A 17,424-nucleotide genomic window follows, 5' to 3' on the forward strand; every position below is an offset into this window, starting at 1 on the left:
ATTTTATAATAGATATAAATAATAAAGTGTGGAAATGAATTACTTTTTGAGCAAAAAAATTATAATTACATTTGCTTGCGGTCAATATTATATATGGAGGTTACATTTCTTGGTACTGGTACATCACAAGGCATTCCTATAATAGGAAGTACACATCCTGTATGTCTTAGTAAAGATGAAAAAGATAAAAGATTAAGAGTATCAGTATTAGTTTCTTGGGATGAATATCAGTATGTTATTGATTGTGGTCCTGATTTCAGACAACAAATGTTGGCAAATGAAGTGAGTAGAATAGATGGAATAATTTTTACTCATGAACATGCAGATCATACCATGGGAATGGATGATATAAGACCATTTTTTTTTAGACAAGGAGATATTCCAGTATATGCGCATAAAAGAGTATTAAATGCTTTAAGAACAAGGTTTAGTTATATTTTTTCTTCAGAAAATAAGTATCCAGGAGCGCCCAGTGTTATCGAAAATGAACTAACTAACCAACCATTTTCACTGGGTAACCTGGATGTGATTCCAATAGATTTAATGCATAACAGGTTACAGGTTTTTGGATTTAGATTTGAAAATTTCGCTTATTTAACAGATGTAAAAACTATTGAAGAAGAGGAAACAGATAAACTTAAAGGACTAAAAGTATTAGTGGTTAGTGCTCTCAGAATAGAACCACATCATTCTCATTTTAATTTAGAGGAAGCGTTAGAATTTATTGCTGAAGTAAAACCAGAAAAAACATATTTGACACATATAAGTCATATGCTCGGATTTCATGAAGAAGTACAACAACAATTGCCCAAAAACGTTTTCTTAGCCTACGATAATTTAAAAATCACAATTTAATATGCGAAGTAGAATATTTCTATACTTATTTATTTTTTCAGTATTATTCATATTATTTCAATTTATGAGTGCTAAAAAAGCAGAAGAATTTTATGAAGGTAAGGTTGAAAATTTAAGGACTAAACTTGAAGAAAAGGAAAGTGAGTTGAAATCTAAGGACGTAGAGAAAGATTCCTTGATTGATAGAATTCTTGATTTAACTTATTTTTCTTTGGAGAGTGATGAAGAAGCTATCAATTATTTTGAAGAACAAGGGTATGATGCTAAAAAATTAGAATTAACAATTAGTGATCAAATTATAAGTCAAAATAAAGCAGGAGCTGACAATCCAATTGTTCCTTTTGGAGGAATGGAAGGTAATATGGCAATAAACAAAGTAAGATTATTAAATCATAAGTGGATTATAGCAGATTTTACTGATGGTGTTTATTGGGGACAGTTATTTATTATTTATGATGTTAGAAAAGATGGAGTAGTAGATTTCGAAGTCGAAAAATCATTCTTATATCCTAAAAATTAGAATACAGTAAACGAATATATGAAGAGACCTGCTTATACAGCAGGTCTCTTTTTTTGGTTATTGTTATTGGTAAGTTGGTTAATTTTTGACTTTATTTTTTTACCAGTTTTTTCTTGATAAATTCTCCATCAGCTTCAATGATTGCAATATAAATGCCTGCGGACACTTCGGCACCACTATCGGTTTTTCCATCCCAAGTATACTCAAAACCAATTTCATCAGTTTTTGCAGAATTAATCTTCCTAATTAAGTTCCCAGCCAGATCAAATATATCAATAACTACCGTGTTTATATTTTTATTAGTAGAAGAAAAAGTTACTTTATTGGAGAAAGTGTTTGGATAAGTTTTGAAATCACTTTCTTTAACTCTTAAAGCAGTATCTTTTTCATTATACCAAGGTAATCCTAACCGTTGATCTAACCAAAGTAGAATAAACTCATTATCATCTGGTAATCCTTCACCTACGTGTCTACCTACACTAAATGGATAATTATTATCATTTAATACACCTATCAAATAAGGGTTAAGAACAACAACACTTTCTATGGTAACAAAAGGGAATGCAAATTCTCTACCGATTCCTATATCTCCGGACAAACCAGGTTCCGAAATCCTTCTTGGATCTCTGATTTTTAATAAATTTACATTTAATCTTTTTTGCACAATAGTTGAGTCCTCATCTAATTCTATTTCGTAAATCGCTTTAAACCCTTCAAGATCCCCTTGTGATCCGTCACGCTCAATAATTAACCCTCTTTGTCTACTAAACATTATGAAGTCTCCTATAGCAGTTGCATTTTCGTTAAGTGGATACTCGTATTTTTTGTTAGTATATGATTTACTAGCAAGATCAAATTCGTGGACTAATAAATTGTTATTCTCGCTACCTTCTAAAGGTTTTTCTAATAAAGGTAGTAATGTGGTATTGTCTGTTGTTAAGGCCATCCCTTCGAAACCACCACTTTGTTTTACATTAAAAGGAGTATCTAATTTTGTAACTCTATATGGCCAGTACATTCCGGCTAACCATGGAGTATTTTCTCCATTTTGATCTTGTAAGTTAGTACCGTCGCCAGCATCTCCAATTTTAGGGAAGTCGCCAAATAAACATACCGTTCTTATTTCTGGATATTGTTCTTGTGAAAGTAGTAATGTTCTAAAATCAAAACTTTGTATATCCGCGCGATCGGTTAATTCATTAGTAACGATAATGTCTGCAATTGCTTTCGTAAATGTTTCTGGACCAAATGTTCTTTCGGCGAAAATATCACCTCGGTCATCTAAATCTGTTCTTGGATTTATCTTAGTTTCTATATTAAAACGAACTTTAGAAGCATTCATCCAACGTTTTGTCGCTTCGGGATGAGAAGATCCTTCTCCCGTTTTATAATATGCTACATAAAACTCTACAAAATCGAATAATTGTTGCAATGATGGCATTACATAAGGATTGATGAAATCTTTTTCAATAGCGAATGCTACTGCAACAGGGGAAAGTGATAGATCATTTGTTTGGGCAGGTCTTCCCGCTAATATTTTGTCAGCTATAAAGGTATTTTGAATAGTAGATAATGTAAGATCTTTTACCAATACTTCATCTTCAAGTTCATATGGAGTTCCATCTACCTTTCTAGTCTTGGTTGCTTCTATATGAGGGTCATGATCTAATACAGGAACGCCATCCAGTGTAATTCCACAATCGGTTTCTAATGTAGGCATTAAGTAATCTAAAGCAGCTTCCATAGACGGTAATGTGTTTTCTGGACGTAAATTTCTAGCGCCACGATGTCCTTGTGCATCAAAAAGAGTTACGTCGATAAGACCATCAACATCCATATAATCAGCGCGTCCATCTTGATTTTTGTCAAAACTCTGAACAGCTTCTAATAATAGATCTGGACGATCAGAGATAATCCCTTGTAAGTCTAAATCTAATAAACGATTCATGTTTTCGGTATCGTTAACGGTGTATACAACTACTGGATGACCAGCTCGATTTAAAGAAGAAACATTAAATAATTCACTTGATGCTTCAACCAAACCATTGGCAGTTGTCGTTCTACTTCCTACTACTGTAGTTTCATCATTATCATCCAACATAACAAACCAAGGCGACATTACGGGAGCTTTACTGCCATTAGCTTGTGCATGTGCTCTCATTGCATTCATAACTCTAATAGCACTTGCTTCTTCACTAAACGGATTTTGTGGGGAACGTAATTCTTTCCCTTCATTATCTAGATCGGGTAGGGGATAAGGAGCGTCTAATAATACTCCATTTTTATCAAAATGTAATAAGAAAGGACCAAACTCATCTCCAATCCAATATTCTCCATTATCAGTTCTTTGTATAGATTCAATATCAAAATCAGCACCCGTTAGAACTCGATCTTGACTAAAGTGGTTGGTGATCGCAAATGGGATTAGTTCATTCGGATCTTTTAGTTCAATGTATCCAAGAACCTGAATATCTCCTTTACCTCTTCTAAAGAAAGTTTCGAACCTAGGTTTAATTTTATATAGACGTAAGTTGTAATCCGAAGAGTTTTCAATACTCCCAAAACCATTATCAGACATTGCAGTGAAAGTTCCATCCATATTATTTAATATAGCAGAGAACCCCTGAATAGGTTGCTTATTAGTAAAAGGAAGTTCTTGTTCATTAATAGGGTCATTACCAATAAAAAGACCAGAAGTTGGGCCTTCTGAAAAACTAGGTGCAGCTAATACAGCTCTTGAAAACAATAAATCCCCAAAATTTCCAAAGGACTTTCCTTTTCCTTTAGCATAAATTTCCTGGCCATAATAATTGTCTTTAGGTAGGTCAAATTGTGCTGTTGTTTTGTCCTTTTCTATTTGGGCAAAAGAAGAAAAAGACATTAGAAAACTTAGGCATGCAGAAATGCATACTGATTTTCTGTGTCGACTTGACATAGCGTAAAAATGATTTTTCATGTGAGATACAATTAAGATTAAATTGGTTATTAATACCTTAAAAGTAGTCTTTCGATATTACCAAAATGTTTAGTGTATCTCAAGAAATCTTTAGGTTAAGGTTAGGTGTTTTATGATAATGCTTATACTGTATGAATTCGATTACTATATCGTGAAATTAATTCAATATAGTTACGAAATCGTTGTAGTAAACTGTTGTGATTTTTGTTGTGTTTTTTTGTTTTGACTGAATAATCGATAATTCGATATAGCCATTTAACGTTGTGTCCTTATTCTAAAGGGATTCTAGTATATTTGGATGATATCAACATTAGAAAACACCCATTATATAATGAAGTCAAGACTTTTTTTCTTTTTCCTTTCAGGAATAATAACATTTTTAGCGTTTTCCTGTAAACCTAATGCTAGTGATTTTGTAACAAATATTGATAGTTATAATAAAGATGGTTTTATTGAAATTTCTAGAGATAATGGGAAATATTTAATAAAACTCTATTCTAGTAAGATTATTGAAACTTCATTCATTCCAACAAGTGAAACGTTTAATGCTCAATCTCATGCTGTCATTTTAGAAAAAGGGATTACTGCTAAAGTTGAAGAAACAGAAAGTAAGATAATATATGGTGATTCTGAAGGTATCAGTGTTCGTATAACTAAGGAACCTTTTCATATTTCTTATATATACAAAGGAAAAGAACTAATTTCTGAAAACAAAGGGTATATAAAAACAGATTCTACAGAAATCTTAAATTTTAATTTAGATAAAGATGAAGTTATTTATGGAGCAGGAGCAAGAGTGGTAGGGATGAATAGAAGAGGTAATCGTCTACAATTATATAATAGAGCACATTATGGTTATGAAACGCGGTCTGAGTTGATGAACTATACAATGCCATTAGTGTTGTCTTCGAAAAAATATGCAGTTCATTTTGATAATGCTCCAATTGGTTTTTTGGATATTGATAGTAACCGGGATAATACACTTAGTTACGAAACGATAAATGGAAGAAAGACGTATCAGGTTGTAGCTGGTGATGATTGGAAAGATCTGATGAATCAGTATACTGATTTAACGGGTAAACAACCGTTACCTCCACGATGGGCTTTTGGTAATTTTGCAAGTCGTTTTGGATATCATTCAGAAAAAGAAACTAAAGAGACTATAGCTAAATTTAAGAAAGATTCGATTCCTCTTGATGCTGTAATTTTAGATATTTATTGGTTTGGGAAAGATATTAAAGGTCATATGGGGAATTTTGAGTTTTTAAAAGATTCATTTCCTAATCCAAAACAAATGATCAATGATTTTAAAGAACAAGGAGTAAAAACCATATTAATCACAGAACCTTTTGTTTTATCAACATCAAAAAAGTGGGAAGAAGCTGTAGCAGAAAAAGTTCTTGGGAAAGACACATTAGGTGGTCCTTTTAGATATGATTTCTATTTTGGAAATACTGGAATTATTGATATTTATGATCAAAAAGGTAAGGACTGGTTTTGGAATATTTATAAAACATACACTAAAGACTATGGAGTAGCAGGTTGGTGGGGAGATTTGGGAGAACCTGAAGTTCACCCTTCAGCATTATTACATGCGACTGGATCGGCTGATGAAGTGCATAATATTTATGGACATGATTGGGCAAGATTAGTTCAGGAAGGATATCAAAAAGATTTTTCTGATCAGCGTCCTTTTATTTTAATGAGAGCAGGGTATTCTGGATCGCAAAGATTCGGGATGATTCCTTGGTCTGGAGATGTTAGTAGAAGTTGGGGTGGTTTACAGCCGCAAACAGAAATTGCGTTATCAATGGGAATTCAGGGATTAGGCTATATGCATTCTGATCTTGGTGGCTTTGCAGGGGGAGATAAATTTGATTCAGAATTATATACTAGATGGCTGCAGTATGGAGTTTTTCAACCTATTTATAGACCTCATGCTCAGGAGCATATCGCACCAGAACCAGTTTTTCATGATAAAAAAACAAAAGATTTAGCGAAGAAAAGTATCGAAATGAGATATCAAATGCTTCCTTATAACTATACATTAGCTTTTGAAAATAATCAAACAGGTATTCCGCTAATGAGACCTTTATTTTTTGAAGATGCTGATACTAAAGAACTACGAACAGTATCTAATACTTACTTGTGGGGTGATAGTTTCTTGGTATCTCCAATAGTAAAATCAGGAGTTGCTTCTAAGGATGTATATTTTCCAAAAGGTTTTAATTGGTATGATTTCTATACCGGTAAAAAATATGAAGGAGGAAGATATATTACTGTAGAGACAGAAGAGGATCATATTCCCGTATTTATAAAAGCAGGTGCTTTTATTCCTATGATCGAAAAGATCCAGAGTACAGAAGAATATAGTACTAAAGAGTTTTTCTTACATTATTACTATGATGCTCAAGCTAAGACTAGTTTTGGGAAATTATACGATGATGATGGTAAGACACCAAACGCTTATGAAAAAGAAAAGTATGAAATCTTAAACTTCGAAAGTAAGAATAGTGAAAAAACACTTAGCGTAAACTTAAAAGCTGATAGAGGCAGTAGTTATGACAAAAGTTCTCGCGTAGTGTCTTTAGTTATTCATAATATTGAAACAGCTCCAGTATCCGTTAAGTTAGGGGATAAGATAATTGATGCTGATTGGAATGAAAAAGAGCATGTTTTGATTATTAAATTTGAATGGAACTCTAGTGACGTTGAGCAAATAGATATAACATTTTAGGTATATTTATATTCTAAATAGGATATATCTAATCGTTATAGAAGATAAAATGAAAGTTTTAATAGAAACAGAAAGGTTGTTATTAAGAGAAATTACTCTTGATGACAAAGAAGAACTATTTAAATTGCATTCCAATCCAGCAGTACAAAAATACACTGGAGAACCTGTTGTTAAATCTAGGGAAGAAATTAAAAAAGCTATAGAATCAAGAATTATTAATTATAAAAAATATGGATTTGGTAGATGGGCTACCATATTAAAAAAAGAGAAAAAATTTGTTGGTTGGGCAGGATTAGCATATTTGCCAGAATTTGATGAGATTGATCTTGGTTATAGATTCTTGCCAGAATATTGGGGGTTGGGTATAGCAACTGAAGCATCCCATGCAATTTTAAAGTATGGCTTTGATTTCCTTAAACTAAAAAAGATAATTGCAATTGCATTTAAAGACAATGAAGCATCGATCAGAGTGATGGAAAAAGTAGGGATGGAGTTTGATAAATTCGCTCCTTATGAACCTGGGAGTGAAGATGCTGTTTGGTACTGGTGTAGTAAAGAGCTTATAGTAAAAAATAAATTGTGCTAAAATGGGTTTTATTCAATGTTTTATTTATCAATTGAATTAATTATATGGGAGAACATAAAAATTCGAATTGTTATATAGAAAGTAGTAAAGAACTTATAATGTTTTTATGAAATTCTATTTAGAACAAAAATCAAATAAAGAATACATTCACAGAATTAACTTAGCCTTAGGCTATATTGATGAACATTTGGATTCTGACTTATCCCTAGATATTGTTGCAGATATATCTATGTATTCTCCATATCATTTTCATAGGATTTTTAAAGCGGTAATAGGAGAAACACTAAATATTTATATTAATAGAAAGCGCATTGAGAAAATGGCGGCTGTTTTAATGCATCAAAAAGAAGTTAGTATCACCGAATTGTCGATGCAGTATGGTTTTAATAGTAATTCATCATTTACTAGAGCATTTAAAAAGTTTTATGGAGTAAGTCCAACGAAATTTAGAAAACAACTTCCAGATACATATAGCAAGATTAGTAAAGCCGAAAGCAAGATTGGACAACAAGACCTGATTTTTGACAAATATATTTGCAATATTAATAATCATATAAATTGGATTAAAATGAATGCAAAAATTGAAGTTAAAAAAATCTCTGATTTACATTTTGCTAGTGTAACTCATATAGGAGTAAACGGAATAGAAAATGCTTTTAATACTATATTAAAATGGGCTAGGTCCAAAGGGATATTAGAAAATCCAGAAGCAAAAATGGCAAGGATATTTCATGATAGTTTTAAGATTACATCACCTGATAAAGTAAGAATGAGCGTTGCTATATTAATGAAAGAATCTTTTACAACAGAAAATGAAATAACTCCTGTTTCTATCAAAAATGGGAAATGTATTGTTGGATCTTTTGAAATTACACCAGATGATTTTGAAAAATCTTGGAGTAGCTTATTTGTTTGGATGAGCGAACAAGGATATCAGAAAGAGGAAGAGAAGCCTTTTGAGATTTATCACAATGATTTCCGAGAACACCCTGATAATAAATGCTTAGTAGATTTTTACATTCCAATAAAGTAAATTGTTGTTGTGGTTTTTGGACTGTAAAATAAAAAATCAATTTTATTGTTTTTTGAATAATAAAGATGTGTAATTTTTGGTAGATAAATACTCCTTTCTCAGTTGTCTAAGGAATACTACAATTTCGTCTCTTTTAGTATAACTTTCTTTAAGACAGTCCATAAACTCTTCATCATTAACCGTAAGGACTAAATACCATTTTCCGCTACGGCTAGTATAAGAATCCTCTAAAGCAGGCCCTAAGTCATTATTTTCTAAAGCTGCATCTATGATCATAGGAGCAACATTAATTACTTTTGTAGTTCTTTCTACCTCATTAAAAGAGAGATAATATTCTGTGTTATTTACTATGAATGGAACATTCCATCGAACGTCTGTGTCGTTTAAATTAAATTTGTTGTTGATATATTGGTAAAATTCATTCGCATCTTTGGGATCTTCGAAAATAAAGGAATTTCTTTTAGGCAACCCTTTCTTAAATTTTTCAGCTACCATTACCTTATCCTCTTTGATATTAGGCGCTATTTTAGTTGGAAAACAGGCTGAAAATAAAAATAAGATAGATATTAAAGAAAGTAGCGTTCTCATGAATTGATTTTTTTGATAGTTTATCAAATTCAATGCCATAGTAATCTTTTGTAAATACATATAACATGTTTATTTTAGTAAAGTTAACAAAACGTTGATATGTAAATATTTAGCTTAATGAAAACTAGTGATGAACCTATAGTTATAGAAGAGTGTTATGCCATTTCTCAAGAGAAGGTTTGGAGATCAATTACAGATGTAAGAGAAATGCGACTCTGGTTCTTTGCCACTATAAATTCATTTGTACCAGAAATTGGTTTTAAAACTGAATTTTTAGTAAAAGTAGAAGATAGAAACTATACGCATTGTTGGGAGGTATTAGAAGTGGTGCCAAATGAAAAAATCACATATACTTGGAGTTATGCCGAGTACTCAGGTGATGCATTTGTAACTTTTGAATTGTCTAAAAAAGAAAATCAAACTAGACTTAAGCTATCTCTTACAGTAATTGAAGATTTTCCTTCTGATATCCCTGAGTTTTCTAGAGAAAGTTGCATTGCAGGTTGGAATTATTTTTTAGGGGAACGATTAAAGGAATATTTAGAGGGATAATGTTTACTCGTTTTAAAAACTAAAGTTGGTTTATTTTAAAGATGAAATAGAACTATATTTTTTATGTTATGAAGAATACTAAATCTGTAGATGCTTTTATTACTAAGAAATCATATTGGAGAAAAAGCTTAGAATTGTTACGATCAATCATGATTTCTACAGAAATGGAAGAAACCATAAAATGGGGAATACCAACGTACACAGTTAATAGTAAAAATGTGATAGGTATAACTGCATTTAAATCTTATGTTGGTTTATGGTTTCATCAAGGGGTTTTTCTAAAAGATATTCATAATAAATTGATTAATGCCCAAGAAGGGAAGACAAAAGGTTTACGGCAATGGAGGTTTAGATCTTTGGACGATATAGATAAAGATTTAGTATTATTATATGTGCAAGAAGCAATACGAAATCAAAAGGAGGGTAAAGAAATAAAGATTAAAAAATCATCTTTTGATTTAAAAATACCAGAAATGCTAAGAGAAAGGTTAGAGGCTAACATAAATTTAAAGAATGGTTTTGTTAAGTTGACTCCATACAAACAAAAAGAATATATAGAATATATTGCTAATGCAAAACGAGAAACTACCAAAATGAAAAGGTTAGAAAAAATAACACCTATGATCTTAAGAGGAGTTGGTCTTGGAGATAAATACCGTTAAAATTTGCTTTCTATTTTTTAATGATCTTTAAAGTCTTTTTGTCTTTTAATTTCAAAAAGTACATACCGGTAGCATACCCAGAAATATCGATAGTAGTACTTCTACCGGTATTAATTATTTTCCCGGTATTATTAGTAAGTATCCACTCATTTTCCTTAGGTAATTGCACTATGCCAGTAGTTGGATTGGGGTACAAATAGACAGTTGGGTCATTAGTTTCGGGAGTACTTAAGATATTTTCGGATATCCATTGCGCAGTATTGCTAGCATTGATAGCTCCTGCAGTAGAGAAATTACCGCCAGCAAAAACAGTATTAATACCTTCATTATCGGATGCAAAACTCATGGTGTTTATTTTAATATCTACTCCAACATTAATATCAGTACCTAATGCTTCCCAACCATTTGTTTCATTCCATCTTGCGATATTATTAACAATAACACTATTATTAGTATCAATATTGGCAGTGTCAAAAGCACCAGCGACGTATAAATTATTTCCATCGTGAATTAATGTGTTTACTATATTATTTACTCCATTATTAACAGATGACCAAGTAGTATTGCTTTTATTCCATCTTGCTATTCTATTAACAGTTTGACCACCTGCTATAGAAAAATTACCTCCAATAAACACTTCTGTTGGAGTTATTGCGATTGCCTCTACAAAACCACTAGTTCCTGTACCTAATGCTCCCCAGCTAGTTCCATTCCAAGTAGCAATTCTATTCGCAGTAACGTTTCCGGCTTCATCAAAATTTCCACCTACATATAGTATTCCGTCTGTGTCTAATGCCAATGATCTTACTTCATTATTTGTGCCTGCTATTCCACTAGCTACATCAGTCAATGCTGACCAAGTTGTGCCATTCCATAATGCAATATTTCTTACAGTGTTCCCATTTATTGTTTCAAAAACACCTCCAGCATATATGTTGTTATTATCATCAATTTCAATAGACGCTATTGTTCCATCTATTCCTGATCCTAATGCAGACCAGTTGTTCCCATTCCAGACGGCTATATTTTGTGCAGAAACACCTCCTATTTCAGTAAAAGCTCCTCCAGCATATAAATTTCCATTGGAAGAAATTTTAAGTGTATTAATAGTTCCATTAGATCCAGTACCTAGCGATCTCCATCCAGATGATTCATTCCAAACGGCAATATTATTAGCGCTTATATTTCCTACTTCACTAAAAGTTCCAGCGTGATATACATCGCCATTAGTATCTGTTACGATAGCTTGAATGACGCCATTGGGAACTCCTTGATTTAATGATTGCCATTGTCCAATACCACTTATAGCAGTTCCCGGTGTTGTGGTCGTTCCATCCACTAGTTTATATATTTGGGCATTACTCCCATAATCACTAAAATATAATTCTCCGTTTTTATCTACTCCAAAGGAAGAAACAAATTCACCTGAAGTATTAAATAATAATGTACTATTACCAGTTCCAGAAGAAGGATTATAATCCAATACCCAGACTCTTCCGCTTACATAATCTCCAAATATATATTTTGAATTAATGTCTGGGCTTAAACTAGTGATTTCAGAACCTCTATAAACATAACCACCAGTTATAGAGCGATCACCCTGGTTGCGATTATAAAAGTGTACAGGGAAAATTGTGGGTTCTGTGATGGTTACATTGCTATTGACTACAGAATTAGCTTCGAACCTGCTCCATCCATAGTTTTTTCCATTTTCTATTATATTTACTTCTTCAAAAGAACCCTGACCTACATCGGCACCCCATAACCTTCCAGTTTCATTATCAAATGAAAATTTCCAAGTGTTTCTAATTCCATAGGCATATATTTCATCTAGTCCATTAGTATTGGCAAATGGATTATCACTTGGGATTTCGTAATTACCATTTGGTAAATCTGGATTTGTTTCTACTGGATTATTTCCATCTATATCTACATCAATACGAAGAATACTTCCGAAAACAGTATTTATATTTTGTCCATTTCCCTCAGGGTCATTACCGCCCCCACCATCACCAATAGATATATATAGATAATTATCTAAACCAAAAGCAATTTTACCACCATTATGATTACTATTATTTTGGTTTTTATCGAATTGAAAAAGAACCAACTCACTATCTGGATCTACAAAATTGGAATTAGAAGTATTAACCGTAAACCTAGAAAGGACCATTCTTACTGATATACCAGATACAGGGCTATCCGTGGTATAGTAGGTGTAAAAATATCCATTAGTATCATAATCGGGATGAAAAGCCAATCCTAATAATCCAACTTCTTGACCGTCTCTAAAACGTACACGATCTGTTATATCTAAAAAGGTATCTACACCATTAGGCACTACATTATTAACTCGTGGAAAAACCTTAATTCGTCCTCTTTGCTCTACAATGAACATTCGATCAGTTCCATCACTAGGTGATTGTATTTCTACAGGAAACTCAAAATCTATATTGGGGAATGCCGGTTCATACGTGATCTGTGCATTACCTAAAAAGGTAACAAAAAAGAACACGAAAACAATTAGTGAGGATAGTGTTTTCATTTTTGGAATTTAAAAGATAAGTGACTCTATTTCAACGAAAAAAACTATCGCTTATTATCAGATGTAAGGTATTTCTAAATATGTTTATTTAGCCATTCTTTAAATTGATAAAAATTGCGAGGATCTACTCCATGACCAACAGGAAATTCGTTTAAGGTTGTTTGTACTCCTAATTCAGAAAGTTTTATAGGAGCTTTTCTTGCCCAATCTATAGGAATTACTTGATCGACACTACCGTGTGAGCAGTATATGTTAAGTTTTGAAAAATCATTGTTTTCATAACCTTCTTTAAGGATATCTTCATTTAAATAACCACTTAATGCTATCACATTTTTTACTTTCTCAGGATATGATAGTGCTACAGAATAGCTAAGAATTGTACCTTGGCTAAAACCAAGTAATGTAACATTAGTTGGATCTAAATTATAGGCTACGACAGCTTCATCTATAAATGTTTCTATTTTATCTCGTGACTCAATGGCTTGTGCATCATCACTAAACTTTCCTTGGGCGGCATCAAAATAGATTGCATACCAAGCATTTCCATAAGGTTGCATTGGGTACGGCGCTCTAACCGAAATGATAAATAGTTCTTCTTGTAATTCTGAAGCAAATGAAAACAAATCATTTTCGTCACTTCCATATCCGTGAAACATAAATAAAACAGGTGCTTTATCTTTTTTAATAGTTGGTTCTTTAATGATATGATGTAATGATAAGGTTTTGACTTCCATTTTCTTTTAGCTAAGGTTCAATTTTATTGAAGTTATTTTAGTTGTAAATGTATATGATCATCGTGCCTTACTGCTTGACAACCATGAAATCGAATTTTAGGATGTTGCACCCCTAATCTATTTTTTAGATGAGGTTCTATAAAAACTTTCCCTACTTCTTTCTGATTTACAATTGTCAAAAGTAAATCTTTTGTTGCTTTTTTTGAAAGCTTAAGTTGATTATTTGAAATTCCAAAAGTCAAGTATTTAGCAAAATCATATTGCCAGTATCCTTTTTTCATGCATACTTTAATTTGATCGTATTCTTTAGAATTTGGGCCTTCATAAATACCATACCCAAAAAGCGCAGGTTTTTTATTAGTGATCTGACCGTTAGTGTTTGCATAAATAAAAGAGAGATCAATTTTTTTACCATCATTATGACTAAGGTGAGGAGGTAATGGAAATCCGTTAATAAAAGGGAAATTAGCATCTAGATATATGAGCTTAGTTTTATTATTATTTTTATTCACAATTCTAGCTATGTTTTGTAAGGCGATATTCAATTCTGGAGTTACATAATTTCTATTACATAATTTGGTGAAAAAAGTACACGATGCTATAAGATCATTATCTCTAATTTTTTCTCTCCCAAATAAAGGAGCGAGATATGGTACAATTAAGAATGTACTAAATATGTATAAGCCAATAAACCAGCTAATTTTTTTTAATCGATAACTTTTGATGTTTTTCGAGATCATTAATTCTGAAATAAAGAAAAGCAGTCCACCAATTTGTGTGAATATAGTTAAAGCACAGATTATTAAAATTTTTAAAATTGTTTTAGATATTTTCTTCATAAACATTGTGAGGTAATTTTGCTAGTTAATTTTGGTAGGATTAAGCTTACGAATACGGTTTTTTTAAATAATTGATAACGAGATTTTTGTGTTTATTATTTTACAACAAGATATTTTTCTTGGATTAATTAGATTCATTTTAAGCGTTAAAATCAGTTTTTTAACGACATCTTGTTAAACGTAAGTTAAAATTATGTTAAAAGCGTATCAAAACTACGGTTTACCCGTAATCTTGATCTAGTTTTAGATAATATTAAAAATGATTTGTACGTAAAATAAACTTTATAAATGCTCTTAGTAACTATTCAGTAAATCAAATATTTAAAGTTATGACTGCCATAATATTTTTTTGATAAACAGTTTTTTTTTGGCAAAAACCAATTTTATATTGTCTAACGAATGTTATAGGTTTTTATATAAATTTTCTAATAAACTTAAAGTAAATGCTACTAGACGTATTAAAACTGCATTATATCGAAGATATATGTGTTTAATCGACTTTTGAAATAGTTTTGTTTCAGTTATCCAATATGATTTACGGTTAAACCGTAAATTCCCAATATGGAATAATAAGTAAAATATTAATCTTTAATACCAAATCCCAAACTTTATGAAAAAAATTACCTACGTACTATTACTATCTATATGTTTTAGTTTTACACAAACCGAGGATAGTTATCAAATGACTATCACAAAAATTTCTGATGCATATAATGCAAAAGATGCTAATTCCCTTTTTGGACTGTTTTCTTCTGATTTACAGTCTTCTTTTACTTTGGACAAAGTAACGAGTTTTATTACTGATAATCAGGCTAAAAAAGGAACGATGGGAGAATCTTCTTTTTTAATGGATGACGATGGAAATAAACGTTATTTAATGGAATTCGAAAATTCTTCTACAATTCTAGTTTTAGGACTATCATCAGATAATAAAATCACCCATTTATCCTTAGAGGAATATTAAAATTAATCTCAATTATAAAAATTATACAATGAAAAACAGTTTTACATTTAAGTCTATAATATTATTATTCCTAGTAGGAATGATGGTACCAAGTACAAACACCATAAGTGCACAACAAAGTATGAAATATGGAATGTTAACGTTTAATAAAGCGGTTAATATTTCTGGAAAACAAAGAATGTTAAGTCAGAAGATGGCTAAGTCTTATTTATATCTAGTAGAAAACCCTAGTGATGCCAAAGCAAAAAGAGATCTTTTAACAAGTAAAATTATCTTTGAGAAACAGAATGGTATCATCAATCAAAATTCTGGTTATAAGGTAACTAAAGATAGAATTGCAAAAGTAAATGGTATCTGGACAGAGTTTAAAAAACTTATAGAAAGTACACCAAATTATGATAATGCAAAAAAGATTATTGATTTAAATACAGATTTATTAAAAGCAACAAATGATGTAGTATCTGCAGTTATAGTTGAGTCTAAAGGAGCTAATAAAAATGATCAAGATCTTTTAGAGGATGACGGTTCAGGTGAATCTGACTTAGAGCTTAAGCAAATTATTAATATGGCAGGAAGACAACGTATGCTTTCTCAAAGATTAGCATTGTATTATTTTGCAAATCAGACTACATTAAAAACGAAGAACTCTGAACAGATGTTGAATAATGTATTCAATGAAATTGATGGAACTATAACAATGTTATTAATTTCTAATTTTAATAATGAAAAAATTGATGAAAAATTAGGACTTGCAATGACCAAGTGGGAAAGTGTTAAAAACAATAAAAATAAGTTGATGAATCAGGGTTTCAAGCCTGCTGAGATGTATAAGATCAGTAATGATCTAACAAAAGCTTTTAACACAATTACAGGTTTATATGAAAAAGTGAAAATATAAATTAAAGTTATTACCTGTTATTTAAACGGGGAAAAAAACGTATTTTAAACAAGTTTTTAATACGTTTTTTTTTACCTAAATTTTAAAAAACCAATTCATATGAAAAAAAGACTACAATTATTAATGTGTACTTTATTACTAATAGGTAGTATAAAGGCCCAAGAACTTAGTATTGATGCAGACATAAGACCCAGAGCAGAATATTTACGTGGTTTCGGGAATCTTGTTCCATCAGGAGTAGATGCTGCTATATTTGTACAACAACGTTCTCGTTTAAAATTTGGATATACTGCGGATAAGTTTTCTACATATCTTAGTGTGCAGGATGTTAGTGTTTGGGGAGATACACCTCAGATAGCTGCTGCTGATAATAACAATAGTTTTTCCTTAGCGCAGGCTTGGATTAATTTTAAGTTTGGTAGTGGATGGTCTACAAAAATAGGTCGACAAGCGCTGTCTTATGATGATCAAAGAATACTTGGTGGATTGGATTGGGCAATGCAAGGAAGGTTTCATGATGCAGCTTTGATTAAATATAAAAATGAAAGTGGGCTAAAACTAGATCTTGGTTTTTCTTTTAATCAAAATGGAGTAAGCAGAGTAAATACTTTATTTGATCCTAATAATGATGGTAATGTAAGAGCTGTATTCGATTACAAAGGAATGGCTTATGCTTGGCTACATAAAGACTGGTCTAAATTCTCTGGAAGTTTTCTTTTTGTAAATAACTCATATCAGAATTTAGATACCGATGGTCAAACTCCAATTGATGGAACTGTAAATAGACAAACCTTTGGGACACATTTAGTAGCGAAACCTGCGAAGGGATTAAAAATAGCCTTAAACTTATATGCACAAACTGGAAAGTTTACAGAAACGGTTGATCTGTCCGCATATAATGCTGGTTTAGAAGCTACTTATAAACCAGGAAAAACTTTATTCGGAATTGGAGCAG

Annotated in this window: 15 protein-coding genes; 10 read left to right on the plus strand and 5 right to left on the minus strand. The window is 31.6% G+C overall.

The annotated features are described in order from the left end of the window. Positions 1-93: 93 nt before the first annotated feature. Together BMY33_RS23140 and BMY33_RS23145 are read left to right on the plus strand one after the other, a co-directional pair. A complete protein-coding gene (locus BMY33_RS23140; protein WP_091412953.1) occupies positions 94-855 on the plus strand; it encodes an MBL fold metallo-hydrolase in 762 nt (253 codons plus the stop codon). 64 nt (positions 856-919) lie between these two features. Beyond that, positions 920-1,375 carry a hypothetical protein gene (locus BMY33_RS23145; protein WP_244543081.1) on the plus strand — a complete coding sequence of 152 codons (456 nt, stop codon included), beginning with the start codon at positions 920-922 and terminating at the stop codon, positions 1,373-1,375. A gap of 91 nt (positions 1,376-1,466) precedes the next feature. Here BMY33_RS23145 and BMY33_RS23150 read toward each other — a convergent pair whose 3' ends face one another. Continuing rightward, positions 1,467-4,331 (minus strand): esterase-like activity of phytase family protein, encoded by a 2,865-nt coding sequence (locus tag BMY33_RS23150; RefSeq protein WP_139195728.1) that lies wholly within the window; start codon positions 4,329-4,331, stop codon positions 1,467-1,469. Positions 4,332-4,662: 331 nt separating this feature from the next. Between BMY33_RS23150 and BMY33_RS23155 the strand changes: the two genes are divergently transcribed. From BMY33_RS23155 to BMY33_RS23165, 3 genes are all read left to right on the plus strand, one after another. Continuing rightward, positions 4,663-7,068 carry a glycoside hydrolase family 31 protein gene (locus BMY33_RS23155; RefSeq protein WP_091412959.1) on the plus strand — a complete coding sequence of 802 codons (2,406 nt, stop codon included), beginning with the start codon at positions 4,663-4,665 and terminating at the stop codon, positions 7,066-7,068. A gap of 49 nt (positions 7,069-7,117) precedes the next feature. Next, positions 7,118-7,654: a GNAT family N-acetyltransferase gene (locus BMY33_RS23160; RefSeq protein WP_091412961.1), complete on the plus strand. Its 537-nt coding sequence runs from the start codon at positions 7,118-7,120 to the stop codon at positions 7,652-7,654. Between the two features lie 106 nt (positions 7,655-7,760). Then, a complete protein-coding gene (locus tag BMY33_RS23165) occupies positions 7,761-8,687 on the plus strand; it encodes an AraC family transcriptional regulator (protein ID WP_091412963.1) in 927 nt (308 codons plus the stop codon). A 42-nt stretch (positions 8,688-8,729) separates the two neighbouring features. Here the strand turns inward: BMY33_RS23165 and BMY33_RS23170 are convergent, their stop codons facing one another. Next, positions 8,730-9,275, minus strand: coding sequence for a hypothetical protein (locus tag BMY33_RS23170; RefSeq protein ID WP_139195729.1), 546 nt, complete (start codon positions 9,273-9,275; stop codon positions 8,730-8,732). Positions 9,276-9,392: 117 nt separating this feature from the next. On the opposite strand from BMY33_RS23170, the gene BMY33_RS23175 reads away from it, so the two are divergent. Together BMY33_RS23175 and BMY33_RS23180 are read left to right on the plus strand one after the other, a co-directional pair. Continuing rightward, positions 9,393-9,827, plus strand: a complete 435-nt coding sequence (locus BMY33_RS23175; protein WP_091412967.1) for an SRPBCC family protein — start codon at positions 9,393-9,395, stop codon at positions 9,825-9,827. A 68-nt stretch (positions 9,828-9,895) separates the two neighbouring features. Next, complete coding sequence (locus tag BMY33_RS23180; protein ID WP_091412970.1) at positions 9,896-10,489, plus strand: YdeI/OmpD-associated family protein; 594 nt, start codon at positions 9,896-9,898, stop codon at positions 10,487-10,489. 10 nt (positions 10,490-10,499) lie between these two features. Here BMY33_RS23180 and BMY33_RS23185 read toward each other — a convergent pair whose 3' ends face one another. The 3 genes from BMY33_RS23185 to BMY33_RS23195 all read right to left on the minus strand — a co-directional run bounded on the left by BMY33_RS23185 (position 10,500) and on the right by BMY33_RS23195 (position 14,607). Then, the gene (locus BMY33_RS23185; protein WP_091412973.1) at positions 10,500-13,034 is read right to left on the minus strand and encodes a PQQ-dependent sugar dehydrogenase; all 2,535 of its coding nucleotides are present in this window, start codon (positions 13,032-13,034) and stop codon (positions 10,500-10,502) included. Positions 13,035-13,108: 74 nt separating this feature from the next. Further along, positions 13,109-13,768, minus strand: a complete 660-nt coding sequence (locus tag BMY33_RS23190; RefSeq protein ID WP_091412975.1) for an alpha/beta hydrolase — start codon at positions 13,766-13,768, stop codon at positions 13,109-13,111. A 32-nt stretch (positions 13,769-13,800) separates the two neighbouring features. Beyond that, on the minus strand, positions 13,801-14,607 hold the full coding sequence (locus BMY33_RS23195; protein ID WP_091412982.1) for a hypothetical protein: 807 nt from the start codon (positions 14,605-14,607) through the stop codon (positions 13,801-13,803). A 610-nt stretch (positions 14,608-15,217) separates the two neighbouring features. Here BMY33_RS23195 and BMY33_RS23200 point away from each other — a divergent pair. From BMY33_RS23200 to BMY33_RS23210, 3 genes are all read left to right on the plus strand, one after another. Continuing rightward, positions 15,218-15,571, plus strand: a complete 354-nt coding sequence (locus BMY33_RS23200) for a hypothetical protein (protein WP_091412977.1) — start codon at positions 15,218-15,220, stop codon at positions 15,569-15,571. A 28-nt stretch (positions 15,572-15,599) separates the two neighbouring features. Next, the gene (locus BMY33_RS23205) at positions 15,600-16,469 is read left to right on the plus strand and encodes a type IV pili methyl-accepting chemotaxis transducer N-terminal domain-containing protein (protein WP_091412979.1); all 870 of its coding nucleotides are present in this window, start codon (positions 15,600-15,602) and stop codon (positions 16,467-16,469) included. Positions 16,470-16,568: 99 nt separating this feature from the next. Then, a partial coding sequence (locus BMY33_RS23210) for an alginate export family protein (protein WP_170837167.1) occupies positions 16,569-17,424 on the plus strand: 856 nt, incomplete at its 3' end.

The organism is Aquimarina amphilecti (assembly GCF_900109375.1).
Taxonomy (GTDB): domain Bacteria; phylum Bacteroidota; class Bacteroidia; order Flavobacteriales; family Flavobacteriaceae; genus Aquimarina; species Aquimarina amphilecti.

What these genes read in the sequence shown, in the direction of transcription:
- BMY33_RS23165 (WP_091412963.1), top strand. Translation starts at nt 7,761, where the DNA reads ATGAAATTCTATTTAGAACAAAAATCAAATAAAGAATACATTCACAGA.
- BMY33_RS23150 (WP_139195728.1), bottom strand. Translation starts at nt 4,331, where the DNA reads ATGAAAAATCATTTTTACGCTATGTCAAGTCGACACAGAAAATCAGTA.
- BMY33_RS23155 (WP_091412959.1), top strand. Translation starts at nt 4,663, where the DNA reads ATGAAGTCAAGACTTTTTTTCTTTTTCCTTTCAGGAATAATAACATTT.
- BMY33_RS23145 (WP_244543081.1), top strand. Translation starts at nt 920, where the DNA reads ATGAGTGCTAAAAAAGCAGAAGAATTTTATGAAGGTAAGGTTGAAAAT.
- BMY33_RS23175 (WP_091412967.1), top strand. Translation starts at nt 9,393, where the DNA reads ATGAAAACTAGTGATGAACCTATAGTTATAGAAGAGTGTTATGCCATT.
- BMY33_RS23195 (WP_091412982.1), bottom strand. Translation starts at nt 14,607, where the DNA reads ATGAAGAAAATATCTAAAACAATTTTAAAAATTTTAATAATCTGTGCT.
- BMY33_RS23170 (WP_139195729.1), bottom strand. Translation starts at nt 9,275, where the DNA reads ATGAGAACGCTACTTTCTTTAATATCTATCTTATTTTTATTTTCAGCC.
- BMY33_RS23160 (WP_091412961.1), top strand. Translation starts at nt 7,118, where the DNA reads ATGAAAGTTTTAATAGAAACAGAAAGGTTGTTATTAAGAGAAATTACT.
- BMY33_RS23140 (WP_091412953.1), top strand. Translation starts at nt 94, where the DNA reads ATGGAGGTTACATTTCTTGGTACTGGTACATCACAAGGCATTCCTATA.
- BMY33_RS23190 (WP_091412975.1), bottom strand. Translation starts at nt 13,768, where the DNA reads ATGGAAGTCAAAACCTTATCATTACATCATATCATTAAAGAACCAACT.
- BMY33_RS23200 (WP_091412977.1), top strand. Translation starts at nt 15,218, where the DNA reads ATGAAAAAAATTACCTACGTACTATTACTATCTATATGTTTTAGTTTT.
- BMY33_RS23180 (WP_091412970.1), top strand. Translation starts at nt 9,896, where the DNA reads ATGAAGAATACTAAATCTGTAGATGCTTTTATTACTAAGAAATCATAT.
- BMY33_RS23205 (WP_091412979.1), top strand. Translation starts at nt 15,600, where the DNA reads ATGAAAAACAGTTTTACATTTAAGTCTATAATATTATTATTCCTAGTA.
- BMY33_RS23185 (WP_091412973.1), bottom strand. Translation starts at nt 13,034, where the DNA reads ATGAAAACACTATCCTCACTAATTGTTTTCGTGTTCTTTTTTGTTACC.